The following is a 23938-nucleotide window of genomic DNA, read 5'->3' on the forward strand; positions in this document are numbered from 1 at the left end:
GGAGTTATTCTATAATACTACTTTAGGGTAATACCATACTGTAACAAGAGCTCATTATTTATATCATTCTCTTTCAAAATATTTTCCAATAATTCTTCGGAAAGGTTATAAACCATAGCATTGATAAGTGTTTCAGTTGCCGACGGCATAGGTTTGTAATTAAATCTATCCGAATTCAAGTATCCTTTTTCCCAATTTCCATTATACCAATTGGCGTTTTCACACTCACAGAAATCATACTTAAAACTGCAATTACACGTTGGAAGCTCGACTCTATCCGGAAACAACAAGCCTAAAGTCAATCTATTATTAACCGCTCTATTTTGCTGTAATATTTCCCAATCCCAATAATATTCAAACTCTTTTATTACATGATAATTCCAGTCCATAACCTGATTAGCTGAAATTTGCTTCCAGTCTAAAATGGTTTTGAACTTATTTAATTGATTACTACTAAAATTAAAACTTATATAAATTTTATCCTTTAGTAATAACAACAGGTAATCTTTAGGAATATTCACTAGATACTTCAAAGTTATTTTACTTATTGCTTTTAATAATTTAAAATGAACGAAATTTCTACTATTTCATCGTAACAAGATAATCCTTTAGGCGTTTTAAGCTTTCTTTACATAGGTGAAGTTTTCCTTATCTAAAGTTAATTCGTCATTTAAAGTATAAGCAACTAAATGCCCTTCTTTAGCCACACTATAATCTAAACAACAAATATTATCCCTAAATACAGTTGGCTCTTCGCCATCTTTGAATTCCAACCAATAGTGACCAAAAAAGACCATCTTATCATCCTTTTTGTAATAGTTATTATCTTTTATGGATGTTGAATCAATTTTTATGTTTGGAAGATTTTTAATTTCCTGAACACTCATTTCCTTGTAGGTCTTATTCTTTAAGTCTTCCCACCATTTAAATCGCATTTCATTACGACGATGCTTGTACTTATCTAAGAAACCCTCTCCTGGAATTGTAATTTCTTTTCCTTTTAAGGTATTTTCAATCGCTCTGTACAATGCTCCTTTTTCGGTTTCCGATTCACGAATTAAAGCATCTGTAAGTTTGTTGTTTTCGAGATTATTTTTGAGATAATCAATACTATCATAATCCCAACAAGCATGAACGGCTCTAAAAGTTTCTGTTTCATAAAACAAAGGCAAGGTTTTAAACCACTCTAAATACATTTTAAATTCCTCTGGCCTGTCTTTAAAATGTTCTATTGTTTTGATATGTTGTTGGGTGTTTTTTTCTGAATGTTCTCTTAAATACTCTCCGTTGGCATCTTTCAAATGAAAACATAGCGCGTTATATTCATGGTTACCCATTAGGGCTATGGCAGTTCCATTATCTACCATATGCTTTACAATTTCTAAAGTTTCTCTATTTTTTGGCCCCCTATCAATATAATCGCCCACAAATAATACTTTCCTATCAGGATTTGGGTGGGAATAAAACTTGTGTTCCTTAGTATATCCTAACTTTTTAAGTAACATTTCTAGCTCATCTGCATGGCCATGAATATCTCCAATTAAATCAATCATTTTTTATTATTAGGTTGTTAGTTTTCGTTTATAAAGGTTGAATATAAACATCCAGTAGAAAAATTACAAAGGAACTTACTCTTTGATTTCAATATTTATAAGTTCAAAACAAATCGGCATAAAGCATCCCTAAAAAACATATTTAAAACGAATTTTCTTACAAAAAAAGTAGGATTTTTAAAATTTATTTCTTATATTGAGAACTCTCATTAAGAATCACATGAGGTGATAGCAACCTGCCCTAGCAGGCGAAGGTGCTAAAAACAATGAGCCTAACTTTTAGGAAAAGTATGTCAACAACCCAATTTCTTACTGATTTTATTACAACGTGTTTATTATAAACTAATAAACATAATGAGCCGTGTGTTCAGAAACCTAAAGTTCTAACAAGAACAGCTAGCTTTCTGTTGTGCAACGCTCTCAAATGAAGCCTGTGCTTGTATAGGTCCCTTGTGGTCTAGCTATATCGCATGCGCATAAACCATGAATTAATTTAAACCTACAAACTATGACAAATTTAACTTTCAATGAATTATTAAAAGAGCACAGGGACCTTCTTGATGATTCTACTTACGTTAATGAATTTGAATTCTATACAAGAGGAAAAACAGATGCCGAAAAACTTCAAAACCTCTTATTTATCGAAGAAACATATTGGATTTATGATTCAAGTTGGGACAATATAACTCTAAAAAGCGCAATTAGTATATGCCTGTAAGACTTAAAAATATTGAAAATATCATTCTAAAGAAGAAAAGCGAATCAACACTTGCATCGATACTAATCGAATATGCCACCTTAAGTCAAAAATTTGCAACCGCAGATAGTCAATCTTGGTATTTTAAGCAAGCTCAAGAATCGACAAATAGAAAACTAGAATCCTTACTAGAACGCTATAAAGAAATCCGAAGTTTATTTAATGAAAACAGTATAGACTACTTCATTCATAAAATCAATAAAAACAATTCCCATATAGCTCATCTCAAAGAAAATGGCATGAACTCTATAAGCTATTTAACCTGTACCTCATTGTCTGATGAAAATGCATTTATCACAGAGCTCATTCGCCTTAAAAGCAAAACAAAAACACTTATGCCTATAGACTATTATTTACAAAAGCCTGAGGAATTATTGATACTTATAAATTAATCATTAAAACCCAAGAAACTATGACCTTAAAAGAACTCCTACAAAACCATACATGGAAAAATGTATCTGCTAAGTTTTTAGAAATCTATCCTGAAGCCGAAGAAAATATAAAAGGCTATGAAATGGTTTTTGAAAGATTAAAAAAGATGCAACCTGAAGAAAATGATTTCGCCATTATAATTACAAAAGAAACGGATGAAGATGATGACTACTTTGAAGTTTCCGGTCTGCATAAACATCCAAAAACCAAAGAAGAAACGTATCCGCAAGAAATAGAATTTACTCCCTGGAGACAATGGTTAGGAATGGATATTTACCAAGCCAGTTTAGATAATTTTTCAGAACAGGAAATTGTGGTTCACTGTCTTTACGAAATGACTTTTGTAAGTTTTTCAGAAGAGGAAATACAAAAAGTACTCAAACGATAAGTAAGTGAGCGTATTAACTAACAAAATTAATTATTAACCAACAAAAATTAAAATTATGAAAAAAACGGACAAAACTAACAACCGTATCACCTTAGGAGGTGTAGATTACCCAAAAAACAATACCGCCGTTATTATGATGGGTGCTTTGGGAACCAAGAAAAAAGAAGTCGTAGAGGAACTACTTAATATAGAAGGAGAAGTATTTGGCTACGAGCGTGGCTTTCAAGACGTTTTAAAATCTGAAAAAGCGATAAACTATGCTAAAAGCATGAATAAACTAGACATTACAGCACTTGATATGTCAGATCCTATAGATATAACTAAGGCATTTAACGCGCTAAGTGACCATCCAGATTTTAATAGAGGAATGCCGCGTGAATTATCCTCTAAAATTGCATTAAGCGATAAAACCAATAAACCCAACCTCATCTTTTTAGATAAAGTTGGTGATGCCATAAACTATATTAATCTGTCCTTTAGTTTAACTAATAAAAGCTATGATTTAAAAGACATACACATCGTTTGGATGATCGAAGATTACCATAAGGTTGTTAAGAGGAATAAAACTGCTGATGGAATAAGATATCCCGACCTCATGTTAGAATCGACGCATAAAGGCATTGCAGATACTATGGAAAGCATTCTTACAGATCCATCTTATAACAAATATATGGATGGGGATATTTGGATTATTTTAGACAATAACGAAAAGATTCGCATTAAAGAAGCTGGTAAAGCCATAGACAGGACATTATTAACTCCTGAACTAATGGAAATAATTGAGCGTTACAAATTGAGCGTAAACCCCCAAAAAAATAAAACATCTAAAAAAGAAAAGAATAGAGAAATAAGAGAGAGGCTTTATCGTGAACAAAAGCAAGGTGATGTGGATGAATTATGGGATGAGATTGCTAAAAAATACTATTAATAGGATATCACAAACTATTTAATCATTTAGAAAGAACCTAGTAATAATAAAAAACCTCGATATCATGATGATATCGAGGCTAGTTTTTTGTGACCGGGCTGGGGCTCGAACCCAGGACCCTCTCCTTAAAAGGGAGATGCTCTACCAACTGAGCTACCAGGTCTTTCAATTTGTCTCGCTGTAACGAGGGTGCAAATATAGAAGCTTTTATTAATATTCCAAACCTTTTTTTAAAATTTTTTTCTTTTTTTCTTTTGTTACTTTGCAATGCTTAATAAATACTATAATCTTAGATTTATGAAAATTATTTTAATAGGATATATGGCTTCTGGAAAGTCGTTAATAGGTAAGGAATTAGCTGAGTTTTTAAAATTCGATTTTATAGATCTAGATCAGTTTATAGAAGAAAAGGAAGGGAAAACTATACAGGAAATATTCTCAGATAAAGGCGAGATTTTTTTTAGAAAAATTGAACACACTTATTTAATAGAAGTTTTATCTTTAAAAAGTAATGTTGTTTTGTCTTTGGGAGGAGGTACTCCATGTTTCACCAATAATTTGCAACTAATTTTAGATAACCAAAATCTGAAAACTTTTTTTCTAAATGTTCCAATTAATGAACTTTCAAAAAGATTAATGGCCGATAAAGAGAACCGACCTTTAATACAGTATGTATCTTCTGAAAATGATATGTTGGAGTTCGTAGGAAAGCATTTATTTGAGCGCTTGCAATTTTATAATCAAGCTAATTATAAAATTGATGCCAATAAGCCCAAGGAGGATGTAGTACGAGATATTATTTCAAAACTATTTTAGATAGGCTTTATACGACTCTCCATTTAAAACAACATCTACGTGCTCGCTTAATGAAGTAGATAGTGAGATGCCTTTAAAATCCGCTTTAACAGGGTATTTTTTATGATTCCTATTTACCAACACAGCTGTTTTAAATTGTTTTAAAGGAACTTCAAGGAAATGTTTAACACCATAAATTAAAGTAGTACCTGAATTTAGCACATCGTCAATTAATACTACCGATTTGTTTTGGTAATCTTCAGCTTTAATAGACGTTATAATTTCTTGTCTTGGATTCTTTTTATTAATAGTAACTTTACATAAAACCGGTTTTATAGGTGAAATTTCACTTAAAACGGCCTTTAGTTTCTCAGCAAGAATATAACCGTTACTTTCAATGCCGGCTAAAACAATTTCAGTTTCGTTAACATTGCTTTCGTATATCTGGTAAGCAATTCGTTTTATTTTATGATTAATTTCGTCGTGGTCTAAAATCACATTTTTAGTTAAAGCCATGTTTAGTAAAATTTTGTTTTGTTACTCGTTCAAAGATAAAACACTAATTTAAATCGTAAGGTGATTTTTTACTCATTTTCGTCCTGGTAGTCGTCAATGTCTCTTCGATCCTTTTTAGTTGGCCTTCCGGTTCCTTTTTTTCTATAATAATCTTTAGCAAATTTTAAAAGATCTTGAGCTTCAAAAGCCTCTTTTGGAGTGGTATCAACCCTATAAATATCAACCAATTTGGCGCCAACTCTGTTTGAAGGAATGTCGTTTACTGTTAAGGTATAATTTATTTGGTCTTTTCTAACTTGTATCTTATCCGTCGGGAAAACTTCTCGACTTGGCTTAGCAACATCTCCATTTACTCTTATGTGTCCCTTTCTGCATGCTGTGGTGGCAATACTTCTTGTTTTGTAGTACCTTACACACCATAAATACTTATCAATTCGCATAATATTTATCTAAATCAACGTTAATCTTCTTGTGCAAAATTATTAATAAATTGTATCTTGCACCTCAAAAAAGTAGCAATAATGAAATTTAGAAATTTAATAACAGCAATATTGTGTTTTTCAGTAGTTGTCGTGTCGTGTAAAAAGGATGACGATAGTGATGAACCTGATGTAGTTCCAGTAAGGGATCGTCAAGAAGTTTATAATGAAAATATTCTTGAAATTGAAGAGTATTTGTCTACACACTTTTATAATTACGAAGAGTTTCAGGATAACCCAACATATAGTGATTTAAGTGTTTCTCCTTATAATGTAACCCCTAACGATAGTTTTGAAATAGTTTTCGATACTATAGCAGGAGTAAATAGCGATAAAACACCTTTAATTGATCAAGTTGAAAGTAAAATAGTAAAGGACTCCGAAGGTGTTTCTTATAAAGTATATTTTCTAAAGGTTAGAGAAGGATTAGGTGGAGATATTCATCCGGTTGACCAAGTTTTTGCTAATTATAAAGGGTATTTAACAGACGGTTCTCTTTTTGATAGTACTGTTTCTGGAGTGCCTTTTCATTTAACTACAGTAGGGAATCTTTTCGGTGTGGTAGATGGGTTTAAAGAGGGAATGATAGAGTTTAAAGCAAGAGAAGGATTTACTGCAAATAATGACGGAACTGTTACTCATCATAATCACGGTATTGGAGCTGTGTTTGTTCCTTCAGGATTGGGTTATTTTTCTTTGCCTCAAAGTTCGATACCAGCATATTCGAATTTAATTTTTGCTTTCCAAGCGGAAAAGAGAGTCTTATTCGATCATGATAATGATGGCGTGTTTTCTTATTTAGAAGATATAAATAATGATGGAGATAACTTTAATGATGATACAGATGGTGATGGTAGACCAGATTTTTTAGATATAGATGACGATGGAGATGGCGTTTTAACTAAAGATGAAATTGTGCAAAATACGTATACTGAAAATTCAGATATGCAGCCGTTTACAACCTATGAATCGGCTGAAGCATATTTTAATGAAAATGCGGCTCCTGGAGAGTTGTTATATAGTATAATAGATAATAATGATGGAACTTTTACTTTAAAAACTGTCATATACACAGATTCTAATGGTAATGGAACGCCTGATTATTTAGATAGCACATATCCTGGATAGGAATAAGGTATTAAAACACAAAAAAAGCCACTTAAATTGTTTTAAGTGGCTTTTTTTTATGCTTGTATAAATTAGATTATAATATAAACGACAAGCTTAAAATAAGTTGATCTGGTCTTGTGTCAATTCTGCTTTGTGTTGTAGGAGAAATATTTTCATTTAGGAAGGTTGCTTCATTTTCGTTTAAACCTCTTTCATATCTTAAATCGATTCCTATTTTATTAAAGCTAACACCAACTCCAAAATTTAACCCTACGGTAAAATCATTTTTAATATCTTTTACATTTACGCCATCAAACTCACTGTCTAAAATGTATTGAAATGACGGTCCTGCAAACACATTCAACATTTTTAAGAATTTAACTCCAATTAAAACAGGAGCATCTAATTTTTGCATTTCAAAAGTTCCTGCTGTATAATCACTTTTAGTTTTTGTGTAAACAAGTTCTGGTTTAACAAAAATAGTTCCACCAAGCTTACCAAAAACACCAAAATGATAACCAATATTTCTATCAGGATTTTCTGAATTACTATCTATAGATTGAAAGTAATCTCCATTAGCATTATAATTAATACCACCTTTAAATCCAAAACCTATAGCATTTTGGGCTTGAGAAAATGTAGTAAACAATAAGCATGCTAATCCTATAAAAAGTGCATTTTTCATGAGTTTCAATTTTGAGTTAACCTATTTAACGAAATAGTTTAGTAATTATTTTCTTTTAATTACTGCTTCAGCTGCTTTTACAATGGCAGCACTATTTAAACCGTATTTTTCCATTAGTTGTTCTGGAGTTCCAGATTCACCAAAAGTATCATTGGTCCCAACAAATTCTTGTGGTGTAGGTTTGTTAGTTGCTAATACTCTAGCAACGCTTTCGCCTAGTCCACCAATAACGTTGTGTTCTTCAGCGGTAACAATACATCCTGTTTTTGTAACCGATTTGATAATAGCTGCATCATCTAATGGCTTTATGGTGTGAATGTTTATTACTTCAGCTGAAATTCCTTTTTCATTTAAGGCTTTTGATGCTTCAAGAGCTTCCCAAACTAAATGTCCTGTTGCAACAATGGTTACATCTGTACCATCAACTAAATGAAGCGCTTTTCCTATTTCAAATTTCTGGTTCTCAGGCGTAAAGTTTGCAACTTTAGGTCTTCCAAATCGTAGATAAACTGGACCTTCGTGTTCAGCAATAGCTATAGTGGCCGCTTTTGTTTGGTTATAATCGCACGGGTTGATTACTGTCATTCCTGGCAACATTTTCATCAAACCTATATCTTCAAGTATTTGGTGTGTAGCGCCATCTTCACCTAAAGTTAATCCTGCGTGTGATGCACAAATTTTAACGTTTTTATTTGAATAGGCAACACTTTGACGAATTTGATCGTAAACACGACCTGTAGAAAAGTTAGCAAAAGTTCCTGTAAATGGAATTTTTCCTCCTATAGTCATTCCTGCGGCCAAACCAATCATATTGGCTTCAGCAATTCCTACTTGATAAAAGCGCTCTGGATGATTTGCTTTAAAATCGTCCATCTTTAAAGAGCCAATTAAATCAGCACATAGTGCTACTACATTTTCATTAGTTTTTCCAAGTTCGGTTAATCCATCTCCAAATCCTGAACGTGTATCCTTACTTCCTGTGTTTGTGTATGTTTTCATAAGCTTCCCTAAATCTCTTTAATAAAGAGATTTTTTTAGGTAATATTTATTAAATTTTGTAAATCATTTTTATATTGACTCAATATTGAGGCGTAATAGGTTTAGTAGTCTCCTAAAGTTTCAGGATTCTGAGCTAATCCGCTTGCTAATTGTTCGTCGTTTGGTGCTTTTCCATGCCATGCATGTGTGTGCATCATGAAATCAACTCCATTCCCCATGACTGTTTTCAATAAAACGCAAACAGGTTTTCCTTGTCCTGTTTTAGATTTTGCTTCGGCCATTCCTTTTAAAATAGCCTCTATATCGTTCCCTTCATTAATTTCAACAACAGTCCAATCAAAGGCTTCAAATTTTGCTTTTACGCTTCCCATAGGAAGTACGTCATCTGTCGATCCGTCAATTTGTTGACCGTTTAAATCTATCGTCGCAATAATGTTGTCAACTTTATTTCCAGCTGCATACATGATAGCTTCCCAGTTTTGCCCTTCTTGTAATTCTCCGTCACCATGTAAACTGTACACTAAATGAGAGTCGTTATTTAGTTTTTTAGTTTGTGCAGCTCCTAAAGCCACGGACATGCCTTGACCTAAAGAACCAGATGCAATTCTAACTCCAGGTAAGTCTTCATGTGTTGTTGGATGCCCTTGTAAGCGCGAGTTGATTAAACGGAAGGTGTTTAGCTCTTCAACAGGAAAATATCCAGATCTAGCTAAAACACTATAAAAAACTGGAGAAATATGACCGTTGGACAAGAAAAATAAATCTTCTCCCATTCCATCCATATCAAAACCTTCGTTTCTATCCATAATCTCTTGGTAAAGTGCTACAAAAAACTCAGCACAACCTAAGGAACCTCCAGGATGACCAGAGTTTACTTTGTGTACCATACGTAAAATATCTCTACGTACTTGTGTTGTTAAATCTTTTAATTCTTGTGTGTTTGACATGTTTAAATAGTTAATTATATACCTGCAAAAATAAAGTTTTAATATACGGAATCAAAAAGAGATGTAGCGCACTTATTAACCAATTGTGTGCATTTGCTAACAATTAAGTTTTATTTTAAAGTTGTTTGTAAGGATCTACTCATATTTGATTGTTATAAGGTAGTCGTAGTGAAGTTAAGAAAGGATTTTATTTTTAATATGAATCAATTTTATTAAATGTTTAAGAATCTATACACTTATGTTATTTATATTTGCCACTTGATGAAATAAGAATATGACATTTGAATTAAAAGGAAAAGACGCACAGTCTAGTGCGAGAGCTGGAGTAGTAACAACCGATCACGGTAAAATAGAAACACCAATTTTTATGCCCGTTGGAACCGTAGCTTCAGTAAAAGGAGTACATCAACGTGAATTAAAAAACGATATTAACCCAGATATTATTTTAGGAAATACCTATCATTTATATTTAAGACCTCAAACAGATATTCTTGAAAAGGCAGGAGGTTTACATAAATTCATGAATTGGGATAGAAATATTTTAACCGATTCAGGTGGTTATCAAGTGTATTCACTTTCATCTAACCGTAAAATTAAGGAAGAAGGAGTGAAGTTTAAATCACACATCGATGGAAGTTATCACACCTTTACTCCTGAAAATGTTATGGAAATTCAAAGAACTATTGGAGCGGATATAATTATGGCTTTCGATGAGTGTACACCTTACCCTTGCGATTACCATTACGCTAAACGCTCTATGCATATGACACATAGATGGTTGGATAGATGTATCAATCACTTAGAGAAAACACCTTTGAAATATGGTTATAATCAAACATTCTTCCCCATAGTTCAAGGAAGTACATATAAAGACCTTAGGATGCAATCTGCTGAGTATATTGCAAATGCAGGGGCAGCAGGAAATGCTATTGGTGGTTTATCTGTTGGAGAGCCAGCTGAAGAAATGTATGCTATGACAGAAGTGGTGACAAATATCTTACCTGAAGATAAACCTCGTTATTTAATGGGCGTAGGAACACCAATTAATATACTAGAGAATATTGCCTTAGGTGTTGATATGTTCGATTGCGTAATGCCAACTAGAAACGCTAGAAATGGTATGCTCTTTACGGCTCATGGAACCATAAATATTAAAAACTTAAAGTGGGCTGAAGATTTTTCACCAATTGATGAATCTGCAATGACATTTGTTGATACCGATTATACTAAAGCTTATTTACGACATTTGTTTACTGTAAATGAAAGACTAGGAGCTCAAATTGCTACTATACACAACTTAGGGTTCTATATGTGGTTGGTTCGTGAAGCTAGAAAACATATATTAGCAGGAGATTTTAGAACATGGAAAGATATGATGGTGAAACAAATGGATAAGAGACTTTAATGTATTTTGTGAAATAGAGAGAAAGTTTTTCTAAAATTATAATAACTTAAAAACACCTAATAATACCTTTCTTTTTGAGAGGTTAGGAGAGGATGAAAATACTTGATTGGTACATATTAAAGCGTTATTTGTTTACATTTTTCATTATGTTATTGTTGTTTATTCCTATTGGAATAACTGTTCACTTAGCAGAGAAAATTGGTAAAATACTTGAAAATGAAGTGCCTTTTGGAGAAGTACTGATTTACTTCTTAGATTTTACCATTTATTTCGCACATTTATTATTCCCACTATTTTTATTCCTTTCGGTTATTTGGTTTACCTCCAAATTAGCTAATAATACTGAAGTTATTGCCTTTTTAAGTTCGGGGGTTTCATTTTCTCGATTTTTAAGACCTTATATGATTGGCGCCACCATAGTTGCCATTTTAGCTTTGGTTTTAGGAATGTATTTAGCCCCAAACGCTAGTAATGGGTTTAACGATTTTAATTATAAATACCTTAAAAACAAGAACGATGCACTAGATAATCAGAACGTGTATCGACAAATTAATGACCACGACTATATTTACGTAAGTAGTTTTGATGTAAAGCAGAAACTTGGAAGGGATTTTACATTGGAGCATATTGAAGACGATAAAATGTCATATAAAATAAGTGCCAATACCATTAAGTACATTGAGAAAGACTCTACCTATAGACTAGTAAACTACACAAAACGTTATATAGGAGAAAGAGACGATCTTATTGAAATAGCAAGAAGGAAGGACACTATTTTTCCTTTCGATTTAGAGGATTTGACGCCGGTTGTTTACATTGCAGAAACCTTGCCTTATGGCCAATTAAATAAATTTATTGAGAAAGAAGAAAAAAGAGGATCTTCATATATAAATAGGTACAAATTGGTGAAATACCGTAAATGGAGTTTGCCGGTTTCTGTGTTTATTCTAACGATAATAGCTGTTGCTGTTTCTTCCATAAAACGTAGAGGTGGAATGGGAGTGAACCTAGCATTTGGGATTTGTATTGCTATGGTTTTTGTGTTTTTCGATAAAATATTTGGTGTTTTAGCCTCTCAATCGGACTTTTCTCCCTTAGTGGCTGTTTGGTTCCCAAATGCTGTTTTTGGTGTTTTAGCAGCCTATTTACTTTACAATGCAAAACGATAAGTTAAAGAATTACCTGCTCTTACATCTGTTGGTGTTTATTGCAGGATTTACGGCTGTATTAGGAGAACTAATAAGTATTGATGCCGTTCCATTAGTTTGGTACAGAATGCTTATGGCAACCATTTTAATGCTAGGCTTTGTTGTAGTAGCTAAAATCAAACTCAGAATTCCAATAAAATCAGTAGGTAGATTAGCTCTGGCAGGCGTTGTTATTGCTTTACATTGGATTACCTTTTTTGAATCGATAAAAGTTTCAAATATTTCTATTACTCTTGCTATGTTTTCTACAGGAGCTTTTTTTGCTTCTTTAATAGAACCATTTATTTATAAACGAAAAATAATATGGTACGAAATTATATTTGGTCTCCTTATAATCGTCGGAGTTATTGTTATCACGAATAGCGAGTTTAAATATTTAAATGGGATTATTTTAGGAATCGTTTCAGCCTTTTTGTCGTCTACCTTCGCCGTGTTAAATGGTAAGTTTTTAGAACAGCACTCAGCAACGGTTATTTCCGTTTACGAGTTTATAAGTGGTGTACTCTTTATAAGTTTGTTTATGCTGTTTTTTGGAAATGGTTTTACCAAAGAATTTTTTGTGTTAAGCACTTCAGATTTTGGCTATCTATTTATTTTAGCCTCGGTGTGTACAGCTTATGCTTTTATAGCTTCGGTTTATGTTATGAGATATATTAGCCCTTATACAGTGGTTTTAACTTATAATTTGGAACCTGTGTATGGTATAATTTTAGCGCTAATATTTTTTCCTGAAAATGAAATAATGAGCTCATCCTTCTATGTAGGGGCTATAATTATTATAAGTGTAGTTTTATTTAATGGAGTTTTAAAAAATCAGAAAAAGAGAAAAGCAAAAAAACTTCTTCGGGATAATTTGAAGTAATATTTTTAAAATTAGTCAGATAGAACTATTTAAATCCTTTTGACTAAATTTACACCAATATTTGGATTTGATTCTAAAATTAAAACAAAATAAATTGTGTAATTTTGTATGCTAATTAAACAAACTATAATTTTCAATGGAATATTTAGATTTTGAACTCCCTATAAAAGAACTTGAAGAACAATTGCAAAAATGCGAACTTATAGGTGAAGAAAGTGAAGTAGATGTTTCCGAAACTTGTAAGCAAATTGAAAAAAAACTAATTGCCACAAAGAAAGAAATATATAAAAACCTAACCCCTTGGCAGCGTGTGCAAATGTCTCGCCACCCAAGTCGCCCATATACCTTAGATTATATTCACGCCTTATGTGGTGACAGTTTCCTGGAGTTACATGGAGATAGAGGCTTTAAAGACGATAAAGCTATGATTGGTGGTTTAGGAAAAATTGGAGACCAAAGCTATATGTTTATTGGTCAACAAAAAGGATATAACACCAAAACTAGACAGTATAGAAATTTTGGAATGGCTAATCCAGAAGGATATAGAAAAGCCTTACGTTTAATGAAATCTGCAGAAAAATTTGGTATCCCAGTGGTAACTTTTTTAGATACACCAGGAGCTTACCCAGGTTTAGAAGCTGAGGAACGTGGCCAAGGAGAAGCTATTGCAAGGAATATTCTTGAAATGACTCGATTAAAAGTGCCTATCATTACCATAGTTATTGGAGAAGGTGCTTCTGGAGGAGCATTAGGAATTGGAGTAGGAGATAAAGTAATGATGTTAGAGAACACATGGTACTCAGTAATTTCACCAGAATCTTGCTCATCTATCTTATGGAGAAGCTGGGAATATAAAGAACAAGCTGCCGATGCTTTAAAATTGACTGCAATAGACATGAAGAAACAAGGCATTGTAGACGAAATTATTAAAGAACCACTTGGTGGAGCACATAGCGATAGAGAGAATACATATTTGGCTGTAAAAAATGCTATTGTTAAAACTTATGAGGAGCTTAAAAACTTATCACCAAAAGATTTAGTAAATAAACGCATGGAAAAATATTTGGAAATAGGAGTTTTTAAAGGTTAAGACTTCTCAATCCTATAAATTGAAATCTGAAATGTCTTATTTCAGATTTTTTTTATGCTTATCAACAATATAATTAAGTTATTAACAGTTAAATTGTTAACTTATGGTGAACAACCTTAACAGGATTTTTCATCATTTATCTTTTCAATTTAGCTACTTTCGTACATATGAAACAACCAAATCAAATAAAAGGATATCAAGTAGATAAAAGTACTATTATTAGTCTTGAAAGAGGAAAGATACCGCCTCAAGCCACTGATTTAGAGGAGGTTGTTCTTGGAGCGATGATGATTGACAAAAAGGGTGTTGATGAGGTAATTGATATTTTGAGTGCCGACGCATTCTATAAAGAAGCCCATCAGCACATTTTTGAAGCCATTTTTCAATTATTCGAAAATAGCGAACCTGTTGACTTATTAACCGTTTCTAGTCAATTAAAGAAAAACTCAAAGCTGGACCTTGTTGGAGGTGATTTTTACCTGATTTCATTAACCCAAAAAGTATCTTCTTCGGCCCATATCGAGTTCCATGCACGTATTATATTACAGAAATTTATTCAACGAAGTTTGATTAAAATCTCTAGTGAAATTATTGAAGATGCATACGATGAAACTCAAGATGTTTTTGATTTATTAGATCGTGCAGAATCGAAATTATACGAAGTTACCCAAGGAAATATTAAAAAATCGAGTGAAACAGCCCAGGAACTAGTTATCCAAGCAAAAAAGAAAATTGAAGAAATTTCTAATAAAGAAGGTTTAAGTGGTATTCCTTCTGGTTTTACAAAATTAGACAAGTTAACATCAGGATGGCAAGAGAGTGATTTAATTATTGTTGCTGCTCGTCCAGGTATGGGTAAAACGGCGTTAACACTGTCTATGGCAAGAAATATTGCTGTTACCCAAAACATCCCAGTCGCCTTTTTCTCTTTAGAGATGGCGTCTGTGCAATTAATTATGCGTTTAATTTCTAGTGAAACAGGTTTGTCGTCAGAAAAACTGAGAACGGGTAAGTTAGAAAAGCATGAATGGGAACAATTAAATGTGAAGGTAAAAAGCCTTGAAAAAGCACCTTTATTTATTGATGATACTCCCTCTCTTTCTATTTTCGATTTAAGAGCAAAAGCTAGACGATTAGCGTCACAGCATGGTATTAAATTAATTATTATAGATTATTTACAATTAATGACTGCCGGAGGTAGTCAAAAGGGAGGAAACAGGGAGCAGGAAATCTCAACCATTTCTCGTAACCTTAAAGCTTTGGCTAAAGAATTAAGTGTACCTGTTATCGCTCTATCGCAATTATCCCGTGCGGTTGAAACTCGTGGAGGAAGTAAAAGGCCTTTATTATCGGATCTTCGTGAATCAGGAGCAATTGAGCAAGATGCAGATATTGTATCCTTTATTTATAGACCAGAATATTATAAAATTGATGAATGGGATGATGACGAAAGAACACCAACCGAAGGTCAAGCCGAATTTATTATCGCTAAACACAGAAATGGTGGATTAGAAAATATACGATTGAAGTTCATCGGACATTTAGGTAAATTTGATAATCTTGATGATTTCGATACCCCATTTGGACAGGAATTTCATTCAAAAATGAATGAGGTGGCAAGTGACGATGCGTTTAAAACGACACATTTCCCTTCAGCCAGTGATGCTTTTGGAGACCCAGAAGATGATAACGACGTACCATTCTAATATAATGCCCTAGTTTTAATTATTCAGTCTTATGGACAAGTTAAGAACCACAAACATATTATTGCTAGTTATAGTTATTCCGTTAGTTTTTTATTTACTAAAAATACTTTCGTTTATATTTATTCCTTTGGTGTTTTCTATGTTTATAGCGTTGCTATTCTTACCAATTATGCGATGGTTAGGTAAAAAGAAAATTCCAAAGCCTATTAGTATATTGGTGGTTATATTATTGATTGCTGCAGGAGTAAAAATAGGTGTAGAATTAATCCAAATATCTTCTAAGGAAATTTTAAACTCAGATACTGAGTTTTTTTTAAAAGCCGAGGAGAAAATAAATAATTTATATTTATTTGGCCAAGAAACTTTTGGACTCGAGCTGGATAATAACCAAAATACTTGGCAACAATTTATTCAAAAGGATAATATTGGTGGAACTTTAGACTTTGTTAGAAAGACATTGACTATGATTCTAATGACAATATTTTTTGTTGTTTTATGGTTGGCCGAATCTATCAATATTGAAAAAGTATTAAACAGTACTATACTTAAACAGCGTCATACTTCAGTTAAAACATTCTTCAAAATAGAAAAAGATCTAATAAAATTTATAAAAGTTAAGTTCTTTATTAGTTTGGCAACAGGAATTGGAACAGGTTTAGCTTGTCTGTTTTTTGATGTCAGTTTTCCTATTTTTTGGGGCTTATTCGCTTTTATTATAAATTTCGTACAAATGGTAGGATCTATAATTACGGTGGTTTTATTAGCAATTTTCGCATTTATAGAATTAGATCCAACAAGTATCTTATTCTTTTTTATCCTTTCTATAACTGGTGTTCAAGTTTTGTTTGGCTCTATTTTAGAACCTATTTTTATGGGAAAATCTTTCTCATTAAACGTCATAACTGTTTTGGTAATGCTTATGCTTTGGGGTTTTATTTGGGGAGTCCCAGGATTAATTATGGCTATTCCAATAACAGTATTTGTTAAAATCATCCTCGATCAATTTCCTGAAACCAAAGTTATTTCTAACATTCTATCGGAAAATAAGTAGTAAAACAAGGAGGTTAAAAATTGTTTAAATCCAATTTAAACGTGATTATTTTGACTATATTTCAACTGTGAAAAAGTTAGCATTAATAATTAGTTTATTATTTTGGGTAAATAGTTTTGCCTCATACATCCTTATTCCTATGAATGCCGTAGATCAGAAAAACCATCTGAAAGCCTACGGAATGACTTATTGGACTCTTGAGAAACAGCTAAAAGTTAAATGGCTTTTAAATTATAAGGGTGGCTCTTTTTTATTACCGGATTCTGAAGAAATAAGACGAGAATGCCAGATTAGAGGTGTTTCATTTGAAATCTTGTCCAATGCCAAAACAGAAGCCATTTTAGAGGAAATTAGCAGTCCTAGTAAAAATATGGAGGCTGTAGTTTTAGAAAAAGCTCCTAAAATTGCGGTTTATTCACCTAAAGGAAAATTACCATGGGACGATGCTGTAACTATGGTTTTAACCTACGCCGAAATTCCATACGAAATTATTTACGATGAAGAAGTTTTGAACGATGCCTTAGTTCTTTACGATTGGTTGCATTTACATCATGAAGATTTTACGGGACAATTTGGGAAGTTTTATGCTAATTACAGAACTGCTGCTTGGTATATTGAAGAAAAGAAATCGGCAGAAGCATTAGCTGCTAAATTGGGATATTCAAAAGTTTCCGAAGCAAAATTAGCTGTAGCTTTAAAAATTCGTGACTATGTGATTGGCGGAGGCTTTATGTTTGCTATGTGTAGTGCTACAGATAGTTTTGATATTGCATTGGCTGCGGAAGGAGTAGATATTTGTGAATCTATGTTTGATGGAGACCCAAGCGATGCCAATTATCAATCTAAAATCGACTTTAACAAAACATTTGCTTTTAAAGATTTTACTATAGAAAGAAATCCACTTATTTATGAGTTTTCCTCTATAGATATGACTTCCAAAAGGAGAATTCCAAAAATGACAGACTATTTTACTTTAATGGATTTTTCAGCTAAATGGGATCCAATTCCAACCATGTTGTGTCAAAATCATACAGCCTTAGTAAAAGGATTTATGGGACAAACAACCGCTTTTACTCGAGAGGAAATTAAATCGAATGTGTTAGTTTTAGGTGAAAATAAAACGAATGGAGAAGCTAAATACATACATGGAATTAAGGGTAAAGGCTTCTTTACGTTCTATGGAGGTCACGATCCGGAAGACTATACACATAAGGTAGGCGATCCAAAAACTGAACTAGAATTATATCCAACCTCACCAGGATATAGGCTTATTTTAAATAACGTGTTATTTCCTGCAGCTCGAAAAAAGAAGCAAAAAACTTAAAATAAAATATTTATTACTCTTTATTTTATTCTTTGTTTTTTCATTTTCTAAAAATGATAGTATAATAGATTACTAGTAAATTTTAATTTATTATAACCGTTTTTAAGAAAACCATAAGTTGTACTTAACTTTTAATGTTTCGAATAAATTATATCTGCCTACTTTAAAAACAATATTAATTAAATAATAACAAGTATTAGTGTTTTTATATCAAGTAAAACCTATAGGATTTTATACAAAGGGTGTCTACTTGTTGAAGGATTAAACGCTCCTGAATAAAGCAGAGTCTATATTAAAATAACTCCGAAATAGAAGGAAATACTTTAGTAAAAAAACTTTTTTGTTCTATTTGTGTTTTTGGGTTTTTTTCAGGCCTTTGCACCCCTAAAAAATAAATTATTTTTGCTATAAAATTAGCACTTAATAATTTGAAATCTAAACCCTTATTTATTATGAAAACAAAATTACTTACTTTATTTACCGCATCATTAATGTCAGTTTCATCCTACGCGCAACCGTCTGCAACCCATCTAAATTTTGATGGTATTGATGACTATGTTTTAATTGCTGATGGTCTTGAAAGAGATTTGTCTTATAGTAACTATCTTACTGTAGAAGCTTGGATTAAAACAACCAAAACTACCGGAAATCAAACTATTTTAAGTAATCATAGTGGTCCTGGTGTGAGACAATTTACCTTCGGTCTTGTTGATGATACGTTACAAATGTTCTTAGGAGGCGGGAATAACACATTAATATCAGACGCAGGTGTAATATCCGTAGATACTTGGCATCATGTAGCTGCTGTCTATAATGACGCTGCTTTAAAACTTTATGTAGATGGTGTAGAAATTGCTTCTCATGAAATGTCAATAGGCTATTTTATCTATGATTCTTTTGACCCATATCAAATAGGAGCTACTAAGGATGCTAATTCTCACTTTAGTGGATCTATTGAAGAACTTAAAGTTTGGGATATCGCGAGAACTCCTGAGCAAATAGTAGAAAATTCTTGTGAAACTCAAATAACTGCATCTCAAGATCCAGTTGCTTCAGGTTTGTTAGCTTATTATAAATTTAACCAAGGATTTCCTGCAGGAAATAATATAGGTCTTACAAGTTTAATAGATAATACATCAAACAATTATGATGGTACATTAACTAATTTTGCTTTAACAGGATCAACAAGTAACTGGTTATATGGTTCTCCAGTGGTTACGCCAAATGTACCAACAGTAACTACAGAAATAACTTTAGAGCAAAATAGTACTGCTTCACCTTTAACAGCTACTTCAAGTTCTACAGGTTTACTGTGGTATACTGATGTAAATGGAGTAGGTTCTGAAACAGCACCAACACCAAATACATCTACAATAGGAGTGACTTCATTTTGGGTTTCAAGTACTAATGATAATGGATGCGAGAGCGAGCTTGTAGAAATTGTAGTTGAAGTAGTGGAAACATTAGGAGTAGAAGAACTTGATTTGTTAGGCGCTTTACGTGTATATCCAAACCCAACAAACGGTATTCTTAATTTATCAAGTAACTTAGATACTGAAGTTCTTGTAACTGTTTATGACCTAAATGGAAGAGTTTTATTGGATACTTCTTGTAATCAAAACTCAAATTCAATAAATATTTCACATCTTAATTCTGGCGTTTACATTTTAAAATTAAAAACTGAATTAGGAGAAGTTTCTAAAAGAGTTCTTAAGAACTAAAATAATACATTTTATATGTAATAAAAAGGTCGCAGAAATGCGACCTTTTTTTTGTATTAAAGTGTAATAAATCTGTATTGATTATTTTTAAAAGAAACCAATACGTTTGTCAAGAAAAGATAAATACGACACAAGATTCAAATTATTATTACTAATAGTTTTATGACAACAGAAGAGGCTTTTTCTTGTTTTGATTAAGATAGAGCTGCTTAAATTGAAGAGAGTGAAATTGTAACGCAGCTAAAACAAGCGGAGACTAATGGGTTATAAGAGGTTTTGTTTCTTATAATCAGTTTGACGTTATAATAAGGACGGTGGTTGCTTAATTTGATGAGAAGAGTTTAAATTTGCAATTAATAAAATAGCACCATAGGGTTCTAAATAAAAAAACCGACTCAATTTGAGTCGGTTTTTTATAAGTGAAATATGTTATACAAATAGGCGAAACGCCTTATTTTACTTTGTCTATTACTGCTTTAAAAGCTTCCGGGTGATTCATAGCTAAATCTGCTAAAACCTTACGGTTTAATTCAATTTCATTAGCTTTTAATTTCCCCATAAACTGAGAATAAGATAATCCATGTTCTCTGGCTCCAGCGTTAATACGTGTAATCCATAAAGCACGGAATGTTCTCTTTTTGTTTCTACGGTCTCTGTACGAGTATTGCATCGCTTTATCAACCGCATTTTTTGCTACTGTCCAAACGTTTTTACGACGTCCGAAGTAACCTTTTGCTTGTTTTAGAACCTTTTTTCTTCTGGCTCTTTTTGCTACAGAATTTACTGATCTTGGCATAATTTTAATTGTTTTTTGTAGTGGGCGGTCTATTTGTTTTTTTTGACACTTTGATTCAAAATTTTAAAACCAACATTAGTTAGTTTAAAATTTTTGAGGCCCAACTCCAGGGTTTATAATTTGTTTAACCGGTTAAAACAATGTTACTTTAATCGTAACATGATTTTAACATTATTCTCGTCTGCCTTGTGTACTAAAGTTGTTTTAGTTAAGGCAAGCTTACGCTTTTTAGATTTCTTTGTTAAGATATGACTCTTAAAGGCGTGTTTTCTTTTAATTTTACCAGTACCCGTTAATTTAAAACGTTTTTTAGCACTAGATTTGGTTTTCATTTTAGGCATCTTGTTCTCCTAGTTTATTATTTCACTTATTATTTTCAACCTGAAAATCAGGAATTATTTTGATTTTTTTGGAGCTATAAACATAGTCATACGTTTACCTTCCAGTTTAGGCATTTGTTCTACTTTACCTAAGTCTTCTAAATCTTGAGCTAATCTAAGAAGGAGTATTTGTCCTTGTTCTTTAAAAACAATAGAACGTCCTTTAAAGAATACGAAAGCTTTAAGCTTTGCACCTTCTTTTAAAAACTTCTCTGCATGTTTCTTTTTAAACTCGTAGTCATGTTCATCGGTTTGAGGACCAAAACGAATTTCTTTAACTACAACTTTACTAGCTTTAGATTTTAGTACTTTCTCACGTTTCTTTTGTTCATAAAGAAACTTCTTATAATCCATAACTTTACAAACAGGGGGATCTGCTTTAGGCGAAATTTCTACTAAATCTAAACCTTGTTCATCTGCTATGGCAAGTGCTTCCTTAGTTGGGTAAACTCCAACTTCTATATTGTCACCTACTAAGCGCACATTTTCAGACCTAATTTTAGAATTAATTCTGTGCTGATCTTCTTGACTTACTCGTCTCGAAACTTGTTTTCTTCTACGTATTGCTATGGCTTTATGTTTTTAATTAAACTTATTACTTTTAAAATGTTTTTAATGTTTTTTGTATTTCAACATTAATTATGTTGGTTAATTCTTGTACAGTAATCATGCCAAGATCTTCTCCACCATGTTGACGAACTGATATCTTATCTTCTTGTTCCTCATTTTCACCAACAATAATCATATATGGGATTTTTTTCATTTCGGCTTCCCGAATCTTTTTACCCATAGTTTCATTTCTATTGTCGATCAGGGCGCGAATTTCGTTATTTTCTAAGACATTAAAAACTTTTTTCGCGTATTTTTCATATTTTTCACTAATTGAGAGTACAATAACCTGTTCAGGCATCAACCATAGTGGGAAATTTCCTGCAGTATGCTCTAGTAAAATTGCAATAAAACGCTCCATACTTCCAAAAGGAGCTCTATGGATCATGACAGGTCTGTGTAACTCGTTGTCACTTCCTTTATAGGTTAAATCAAAACGTTCTGGTAAATTGTAGTCAACTTGAATAGTTCCTAATTGCCATTGTCTACCCAATGCATCTTTAACCATAAAGTCCAATTTCGGACCATAAAAAGCAGCTTCGCCAGTTTCTATAACGTAATCTAAATTTTTGTCCTTTGCGGCATTAATAATAGCTTGCTCTGCTTTTTCCCAATTTTCAAGACTTCCTATGTATTTTTCAGGAGTTTCTGGATCTCTTAGGGATACTTGGGCTGTAAAGTTTTCAAAACCTAAAGAACCAAAAACATATAGCACTAAGTCGATTACATCTTTAAACTCTTTGTCTAGTTGATCTGGAGTACAGAAAATGTGAGCATCGTCTTGTGTAAACCCTCTAACTCTTGTTAAACCGTGAAGCTCTCCACTTTGTTCGTATCTATAAACTGTTCCAAATTCTGCAAAACGTTTAGGTAAATCTTTATAAGACCACTGACTAGTGTTGTATATTTCACAATGATGAGGACAGTTCATCGGTTTTAATAAAAACTCTTCACCCTCCTTTGGAGTTTTTATGGGTTGAAAACTGTCTTCTCCATATTTTGCATAATGACCAGAAGTAACATATAGTTCCTTTTGACCAATATGTGGAGTTACCACCATTTCGTAACCGGCCTTCTTCTGAGCCTTCTTTAAAAAGGTTTCCAAGCGTTCACGTAAAGCTGCCCCTTTAGGTAACCAAAGTGGTAAACCTTGACCAACCTTTTGTGAGAAGGTAAACAATTCTAATTCTTTTCCTAATTTTCTATGGTCTCTTTTTTTAGCTTCTTCAAGTAATTCTAAATATTCAGTAAGCTCTTTTTGTTTAGGAAATGAGATTCCGTAGATACGAGTTAACTGTTTATTATTTTCATCTCCTTTCCAATATGCACCAGCAACACTTAATATTTTTACAGCTTTAACTATTCCTGTATTTGGGATATGCCCTCCACGACATAAGTCGGTAAATGTCGAATGGTCGCAAAAGGTAATAGTTCCGTCTTCTAGATTTCCTATTAAATCAAGTTTATAATTGTTCTTTCCTTTATAATAGGATAGTGCTTCCAATTTTGAAACTTCACGCATTTTAAAATCGTGTTTACCACGAGCTATTTCTAGCATTTTATCTTCAATGCGTTTAAAATCTTTATCCGAAATAGTATCTTCTCCTAGATCTATATCGTAATAAAACCCATTTTCAATTGCTGGACCGACCCAAAGTTTGGCGTTTGGATACAACTCTTCAATAGCTTGTGCCAATATGTGTGCAGACGAATGCCAAAATGCTTTTTTACCATCGTCGTCGTTCCAAGTATATAGAACTAATGATCCATCGGTGGTAAGTGGAGTAGAGGTTTCAATAACAGTTTCGTTAAATTTAGCTGAAATAACATTTCTAGCAAAACCTTCGCTAATGCTTTTAGCAACTTCCATGGCAGTCGTGTTTTTTTCGAACGACTTTATGCTACCATCCGGTAATGTAATATGTATCATTATATATATGTATGTTAAGAATAAGATAGCAAAGATAATAGTATAAAAATTTACATACAATGATAGCTCAATAATTCTATACATATTATATGATTAAAAAGTGAAGTTGTATCTTCTGCGACTTCCCAATCCGTTTTGGTTTAGTTTGGAACTTCTTTTTATAAGGGCTATATATATAATAGGAGTTCTTTTTGATAAAGATTACCTTTATTCAAGACTAAAGCCTTGAGGTTTTTTCAGTCTATCCTTATATTATAGTATTACAAA

General features: G+C 32.6%; 25 protein-coding genes, 1 tRNA gene and 1 riboswitch. Of the genes, 14 read left to right on the forward strand and 12 right to left on the reverse strand.

Translation table 11 applies throughout. The features are described from left to right. Nucleotides 1–17: 17 nt before the first annotated feature. Both VKY41_RS01940 and VKY41_RS01945 read right to left on the reverse strand, forming a co-directional pair. Nucleotides 18–533 (reverse strand): hypothetical protein, encoded by a 516-nt coding sequence (locus VKY41_RS01940; RefSeq protein WP_500812751.1) that lies wholly within the window; start codon nt 531–533, stop codon nt 18–20. A gap of 84 nt (nt 534–617) precedes the next feature. After that, nucleotides 618–1553 carry a metallophosphoesterase gene (locus VKY41_RS01945; protein ID WP_500812752.1) on the reverse strand — a complete coding sequence of 312 codons (936 nt, stop codon included), beginning with the start codon at nt 1551–1553 and terminating at the stop codon, nt 618–620. 201 nt (nt 1554–1754) lie between these two features. Beyond that, nucleotides 1755–1853, forward strand: a riboswitch (SAM-I-IV-variant riboswitch). A 208-nt stretch (nt 1854–2061) separates the two neighbouring features. Between VKY41_RS01945 and VKY41_RS01950 the strand changes: the two genes are divergently transcribed. The 4 genes from VKY41_RS01950 to VKY41_RS01965 are packed head-to-tail and all read left to right on the forward strand — an operon-like array spanning nt 2062 to nt 4058. Next, a complete protein-coding gene (locus tag VKY41_RS01950; RefSeq protein WP_500812753.1) occupies nt 2062–2271 on the forward strand; it encodes a hypothetical protein in 210 nt (69 codons plus the stop codon). After that, nucleotides 2262–2702, forward strand: coding sequence for a hypothetical protein (locus VKY41_RS01955; protein WP_500812754.1), 441 nt, complete (start codon nt 2262–2264; stop codon nt 2700–2702). The genes VKY41_RS01950 and VKY41_RS01955 overlap by 10 nt, the downstream gene beginning before the upstream one ends. Nucleotides 2703–2722: 20 nt before the next feature. Next, nucleotides 2723–3130, forward strand: a complete 408-nt coding sequence (locus VKY41_RS01960; protein WP_500812755.1) for a DUF6557 family protein — start codon at nt 2723–2725, stop codon at nt 3128–3130. Between the two features lie 55 nt (nt 3131–3185). Further along, nucleotides 3186–4058, forward strand: coding sequence for a hypothetical protein (locus tag VKY41_RS01965; RefSeq protein WP_500812756.1), 873 nt, complete (start codon nt 3186–3188; stop codon nt 4056–4058). Between the two features lie 90 nt (nt 4059–4148). Here the strand turns inward: VKY41_RS01965 and VKY41_RS01970 are convergent. Further along, nucleotides 4149–4221, reverse strand: a tRNA-Lys gene (locus VKY41_RS01970). A gap of 134 nt (nt 4222–4355) precedes the next feature. Here VKY41_RS01970 and VKY41_RS01975 point away from each other — a divergent pair. After that, nucleotides 4356–4874, forward strand: coding sequence for a shikimate kinase (locus tag VKY41_RS01975; protein ID WP_500812757.1), 519 nt, complete (start codon nt 4356–4358; stop codon nt 4872–4874). Here VKY41_RS01975 and VKY41_RS01980 read toward each other — a convergent pair. After that, nucleotides 4866–5369, reverse strand: coding sequence for a phosphoribosyltransferase family protein (locus VKY41_RS01980; protein ID WP_500812758.1), 504 nt, complete (start codon nt 5367–5369; stop codon nt 4866–4868). The genes VKY41_RS01975 and VKY41_RS01980 overlap by 9 nt on opposite strands. A gap of 68 nt (nt 5370–5437) precedes the next feature. Next, nucleotides 5438–5809, reverse strand: coding sequence for an RNA-binding S4 domain-containing protein (locus VKY41_RS01985; RefSeq protein WP_500812759.1), 372 nt, complete (start codon nt 5807–5809; stop codon nt 5438–5440). Nucleotides 5810–5890: 81 nt separating this feature from the next. Here VKY41_RS01985 and VKY41_RS01990 point away from each other — a divergent pair, with 81 nt between their 5' ends. Continuing rightward, on the forward strand, nt 5891–6976 hold the full coding sequence (locus tag VKY41_RS01990) for an FKBP-type peptidyl-prolyl cis-trans isomerase (protein ID WP_500812760.1): 1086 nt from the start codon (nt 5891–5893) through the stop codon (nt 6974–6976). Between the two features lie 76 nt (nt 6977–7052). Here the strand turns inward: VKY41_RS01990 and VKY41_RS01995 are convergent, their stop codons facing one another. From VKY41_RS01995 to VKY41_RS02005, 3 genes are all read right to left on the reverse strand, one after another. Further along, nucleotides 7053–7643: a porin family protein gene (locus VKY41_RS01995; protein ID WP_500812761.1), complete on the reverse strand. Its 591-nt coding sequence runs from the start codon at nt 7641–7643 to the stop codon at nt 7053–7055. 45 nt (nt 7644–7688) lie between these two features. Then, entirely contained in the window at nt 7689–8642 is a 954-nt protein-coding gene (locus VKY41_RS02000; protein WP_500812762.1) for a transketolase family protein, read from the reverse strand. Nucleotides 8643–8743: 101 nt separating this feature from the next. Further along, nucleotides 8744–9589 carry a transketolase gene (locus VKY41_RS02005; RefSeq protein ID WP_500812763.1) on the reverse strand — a complete coding sequence of 282 codons (846 nt, stop codon included), beginning with the start codon at nt 9587–9589 and terminating at the stop codon, nt 8744–8746. Nucleotides 9590–9863: 274 nt separating this feature from the next. Between VKY41_RS02005 and tgt the strand changes: the two genes are divergently transcribed. From tgt to VKY41_RS02045, 8 genes are all read left to right on the forward strand, one after another. Then, entirely contained in the window at nt 9864–10994 is a 1131-nt protein-coding gene (gene tgt, locus VKY41_RS02010) for a tRNA guanosine(34) transglycosylase Tgt (RefSeq protein ID WP_500812764.1), read from the forward strand. A gap of 92 nt (nt 10995–11086) precedes the next feature. Continuing rightward, nucleotides 11087–12163: an LptF/LptG family permease gene (locus VKY41_RS02015; protein ID WP_500812765.1), complete on the forward strand. Its 1077-nt coding sequence runs from the start codon at nt 11087–11089 to the stop codon at nt 12161–12163. After that, nucleotides 12150–13064: a DMT family transporter gene (locus VKY41_RS02020; RefSeq protein WP_500812766.1), complete on the forward strand. Its 915-nt coding sequence runs from the start codon at nt 12150–12152 to the stop codon at nt 13062–13064. The genes VKY41_RS02015 and VKY41_RS02020 overlap by 14 nt, the downstream gene beginning before the upstream one ends. 136 nt (nt 13065–13200) lie before the next feature. Continuing rightward, nucleotides 13201–14154 carry an acetyl-CoA carboxylase carboxyltransferase subunit alpha gene (locus tag VKY41_RS02025; protein ID WP_500812767.1) on the forward strand — a complete coding sequence of 318 codons (954 nt, stop codon included), beginning with the start codon at nt 13201–13203 and terminating at the stop codon, nt 14152–14154. 167 nt (nt 14155–14321) lie between these two features. After that, complete coding sequence (gene dnaB / locus VKY41_RS02030; protein WP_500812768.1) at nt 14322–15860, forward strand: replicative DNA helicase; 1539 nt, start codon at nt 14322–14324, stop codon at nt 15858–15860. Between the two features lie 31 nt (nt 15861–15891). Then, on the forward strand, nt 15892–16911 hold the full coding sequence (locus VKY41_RS02035; RefSeq protein ID WP_500812769.1) for an AI-2E family transporter: 1020 nt from the start codon (nt 15892–15894) through the stop codon (nt 16909–16911). A gap of 139 nt (nt 16912–17050) precedes the next feature. Further along, nucleotides 17051–18235 (forward strand): asparagine synthetase B, encoded by a 1185-nt coding sequence (locus VKY41_RS02040; protein WP_500812774.1) that lies wholly within the window; start codon nt 17051–17053, stop codon nt 18233–18235. Between the two features lie 452 nt (nt 18236–18687). After that, nucleotides 18688–19956, forward strand: coding sequence for a LamG-like jellyroll fold domain-containing protein (locus VKY41_RS02045; RefSeq protein ID WP_500812770.1), 1269 nt, complete (start codon nt 18688–18690; stop codon nt 19954–19956). Nucleotides 19957–20407: 451 nt separating this feature from the next. Here VKY41_RS02045 and rplT read toward each other — a convergent pair whose 3' ends face one another. The 4 genes from rplT to thrS form a co-directional block, all read right to left on the reverse strand. Beyond that, nucleotides 20408–20752, reverse strand: a complete 345-nt coding sequence (gene rplT / locus VKY41_RS02050; RefSeq protein WP_500812771.1) for a 50S ribosomal protein L20 — start codon at nt 20750–20752, stop codon at nt 20408–20410. Between the two features lie 143 nt (nt 20753–20895). Then, nucleotides 20896–21093, reverse strand: a complete 198-nt coding sequence (gene rpmI / locus VKY41_RS02055; protein WP_500812772.1) for a 50S ribosomal protein L35 — start codon at nt 21091–21093, stop codon at nt 20896–20898. A gap of 54 nt (nt 21094–21147) precedes the next feature. Further along, nucleotides 21148–21702 (reverse strand): translation initiation factor IF-3, encoded by a 555-nt coding sequence (gene infC, locus VKY41_RS02060; protein WP_500812775.1) that lies wholly within the window; start codon nt 21700–21702, stop codon nt 21148–21150. A 31-nt stretch (nt 21703–21733) separates the two neighbouring features. Beyond that, the gene (thrS, locus tag VKY41_RS02065) at nt 21734–23671 is read right to left on the reverse strand and encodes a threonine--tRNA ligase (RefSeq protein WP_500812773.1); all 1938 of its coding nucleotides are present in this window, start codon (nt 23669–23671) and stop codon (nt 21734–21736) included. Between the last annotated feature and the right edge of the window lie 267 nt (nt 23672–23938).

The organism is Xanthomarina sp., assembly GCF_035306605.1.
GTDB lineage: Bacteria > Bacteroidota > Bacteroidia > Flavobacteriales > Flavobacteriaceae > Xanthomarina.

Bases quoted from the DNA above. Each gene is read 5' to 3' on its own strand.
- VKY41_RS02015 (WP_500812765.1), top strand. From the start codon at position 11,087: ATGAAAATACTTGATTGGTACATATTAAAGCGTTATTTGTTTACATTT.
- thrS (WP_500812773.1), bottom strand. From the start codon at position 23,671: ATGATACATATTACATTACCGGATGGTAGCATAAAGTCGTTCGAAAAA.
- VKY41_RS02045 (WP_500812770.1), top strand. From the start codon at position 18,688: ATGAAAACAAAATTACTTACTTTATTTACCGCATCATTAATGTCAGTT.
- rpmI (WP_500812772.1), bottom strand. From the start codon at position 21,093: ATGCCTAAAATGAAAACCAAATCTAGTGCTAAAAAACGTTTTAAATTA.
- VKY41_RS02040 (WP_500812774.1), top strand. From the start codon at position 17,051: ATGAATGCCGTAGATCAGAAAAACCATCTGAAAGCCTACGGAATGACT.
- VKY41_RS01980 (WP_500812758.1), bottom strand. From the start codon at position 5,369: ATGGCTTTAACTAAAAATGTGATTTTAGACCACGACGAAATTAATCAT.
- VKY41_RS02000 (WP_500812762.1), bottom strand. From the start codon at position 8,642: ATGAAAACATACACAAACACAGGAAGTAAGGATACACGTTCAGGATTT.
- rplT (WP_500812771.1), bottom strand. From the start codon at position 20,752: ATGCCAAGATCAGTAAATTCTGTAGCAAAAAGAGCCAGAAGAAAAAAG.
- VKY41_RS01985 (WP_500812759.1), bottom strand. From the start codon at position 5,809: ATGCGAATTGATAAGTATTTATGGTGTGTAAGGTACTACAAAACAAGA.
- VKY41_RS01950 (WP_500812753.1), top strand. From the start codon at position 2,062: ATGACAAATTTAACTTTCAATGAATTATTAAAAGAGCACAGGGACCTT.
- dnaB (WP_500812768.1), top strand. From the start codon at position 14,322: ATGAAACAACCAAATCAAATAAAAGGATATCAAGTAGATAAAAGTACT.
- VKY41_RS01990 (WP_500812760.1), top strand. From the start codon at position 5,891: ATGAAATTTAGAAATTTAATAACAGCAATATTGTGTTTTTCAGTAGTT.
- VKY41_RS01960 (WP_500812755.1), top strand. From the start codon at position 2,723: ATGACCTTAAAAGAACTCCTACAAAACCATACATGGAAAAATGTATCT.
- VKY41_RS02025 (WP_500812767.1), top strand. From the start codon at position 13,201: ATGGAATATTTAGATTTTGAACTCCCTATAAAAGAACTTGAAGAACAA.
- VKY41_RS01995 (WP_500812761.1), bottom strand. From the start codon at position 7,643: ATGAAAAATGCACTTTTTATAGGATTAGCATGCTTATTGTTTACTACA.
- VKY41_RS01945 (WP_500812752.1), bottom strand. From the start codon at position 1,553: ATGATTGATTTAATTGGAGATATTCATGGCCATGCAGATGAGCTAGAA.
- VKY41_RS02005 (WP_500812763.1), bottom strand. From the start codon at position 9,589: ATGTCAAACACACAAGAATTAAAAGATTTAACAACACAAGTACGTAGA.
- VKY41_RS02035 (WP_500812769.1), top strand. From the start codon at position 15,892: ATGGACAAGTTAAGAACCACAAACATATTATTGCTAGTTATAGTTATT.
- tgt (WP_500812764.1), top strand. From the start codon at position 9,864: ATGACATTTGAATTAAAAGGAAAAGACGCACAGTCTAGTGCGAGAGCT.
- VKY41_RS01955 (WP_500812754.1), top strand. From the start codon at position 2,262: ATGCCTGTAAGACTTAAAAATATTGAAAATATCATTCTAAAGAAGAAA.
- VKY41_RS01965 (WP_500812756.1), top strand. From the start codon at position 3,186: ATGAAAAAAACGGACAAAACTAACAACCGTATCACCTTAGGAGGTGTA.
- VKY41_RS02020 (WP_500812766.1), top strand. From the start codon at position 12,150: ATGCAAAACGATAAGTTAAAGAATTACCTGCTCTTACATCTGTTGGTG.
- VKY41_RS01975 (WP_500812757.1), top strand. From the start codon at position 4,356: ATGAAAATTATTTTAATAGGATATATGGCTTCTGGAAAGTCGTTAATA.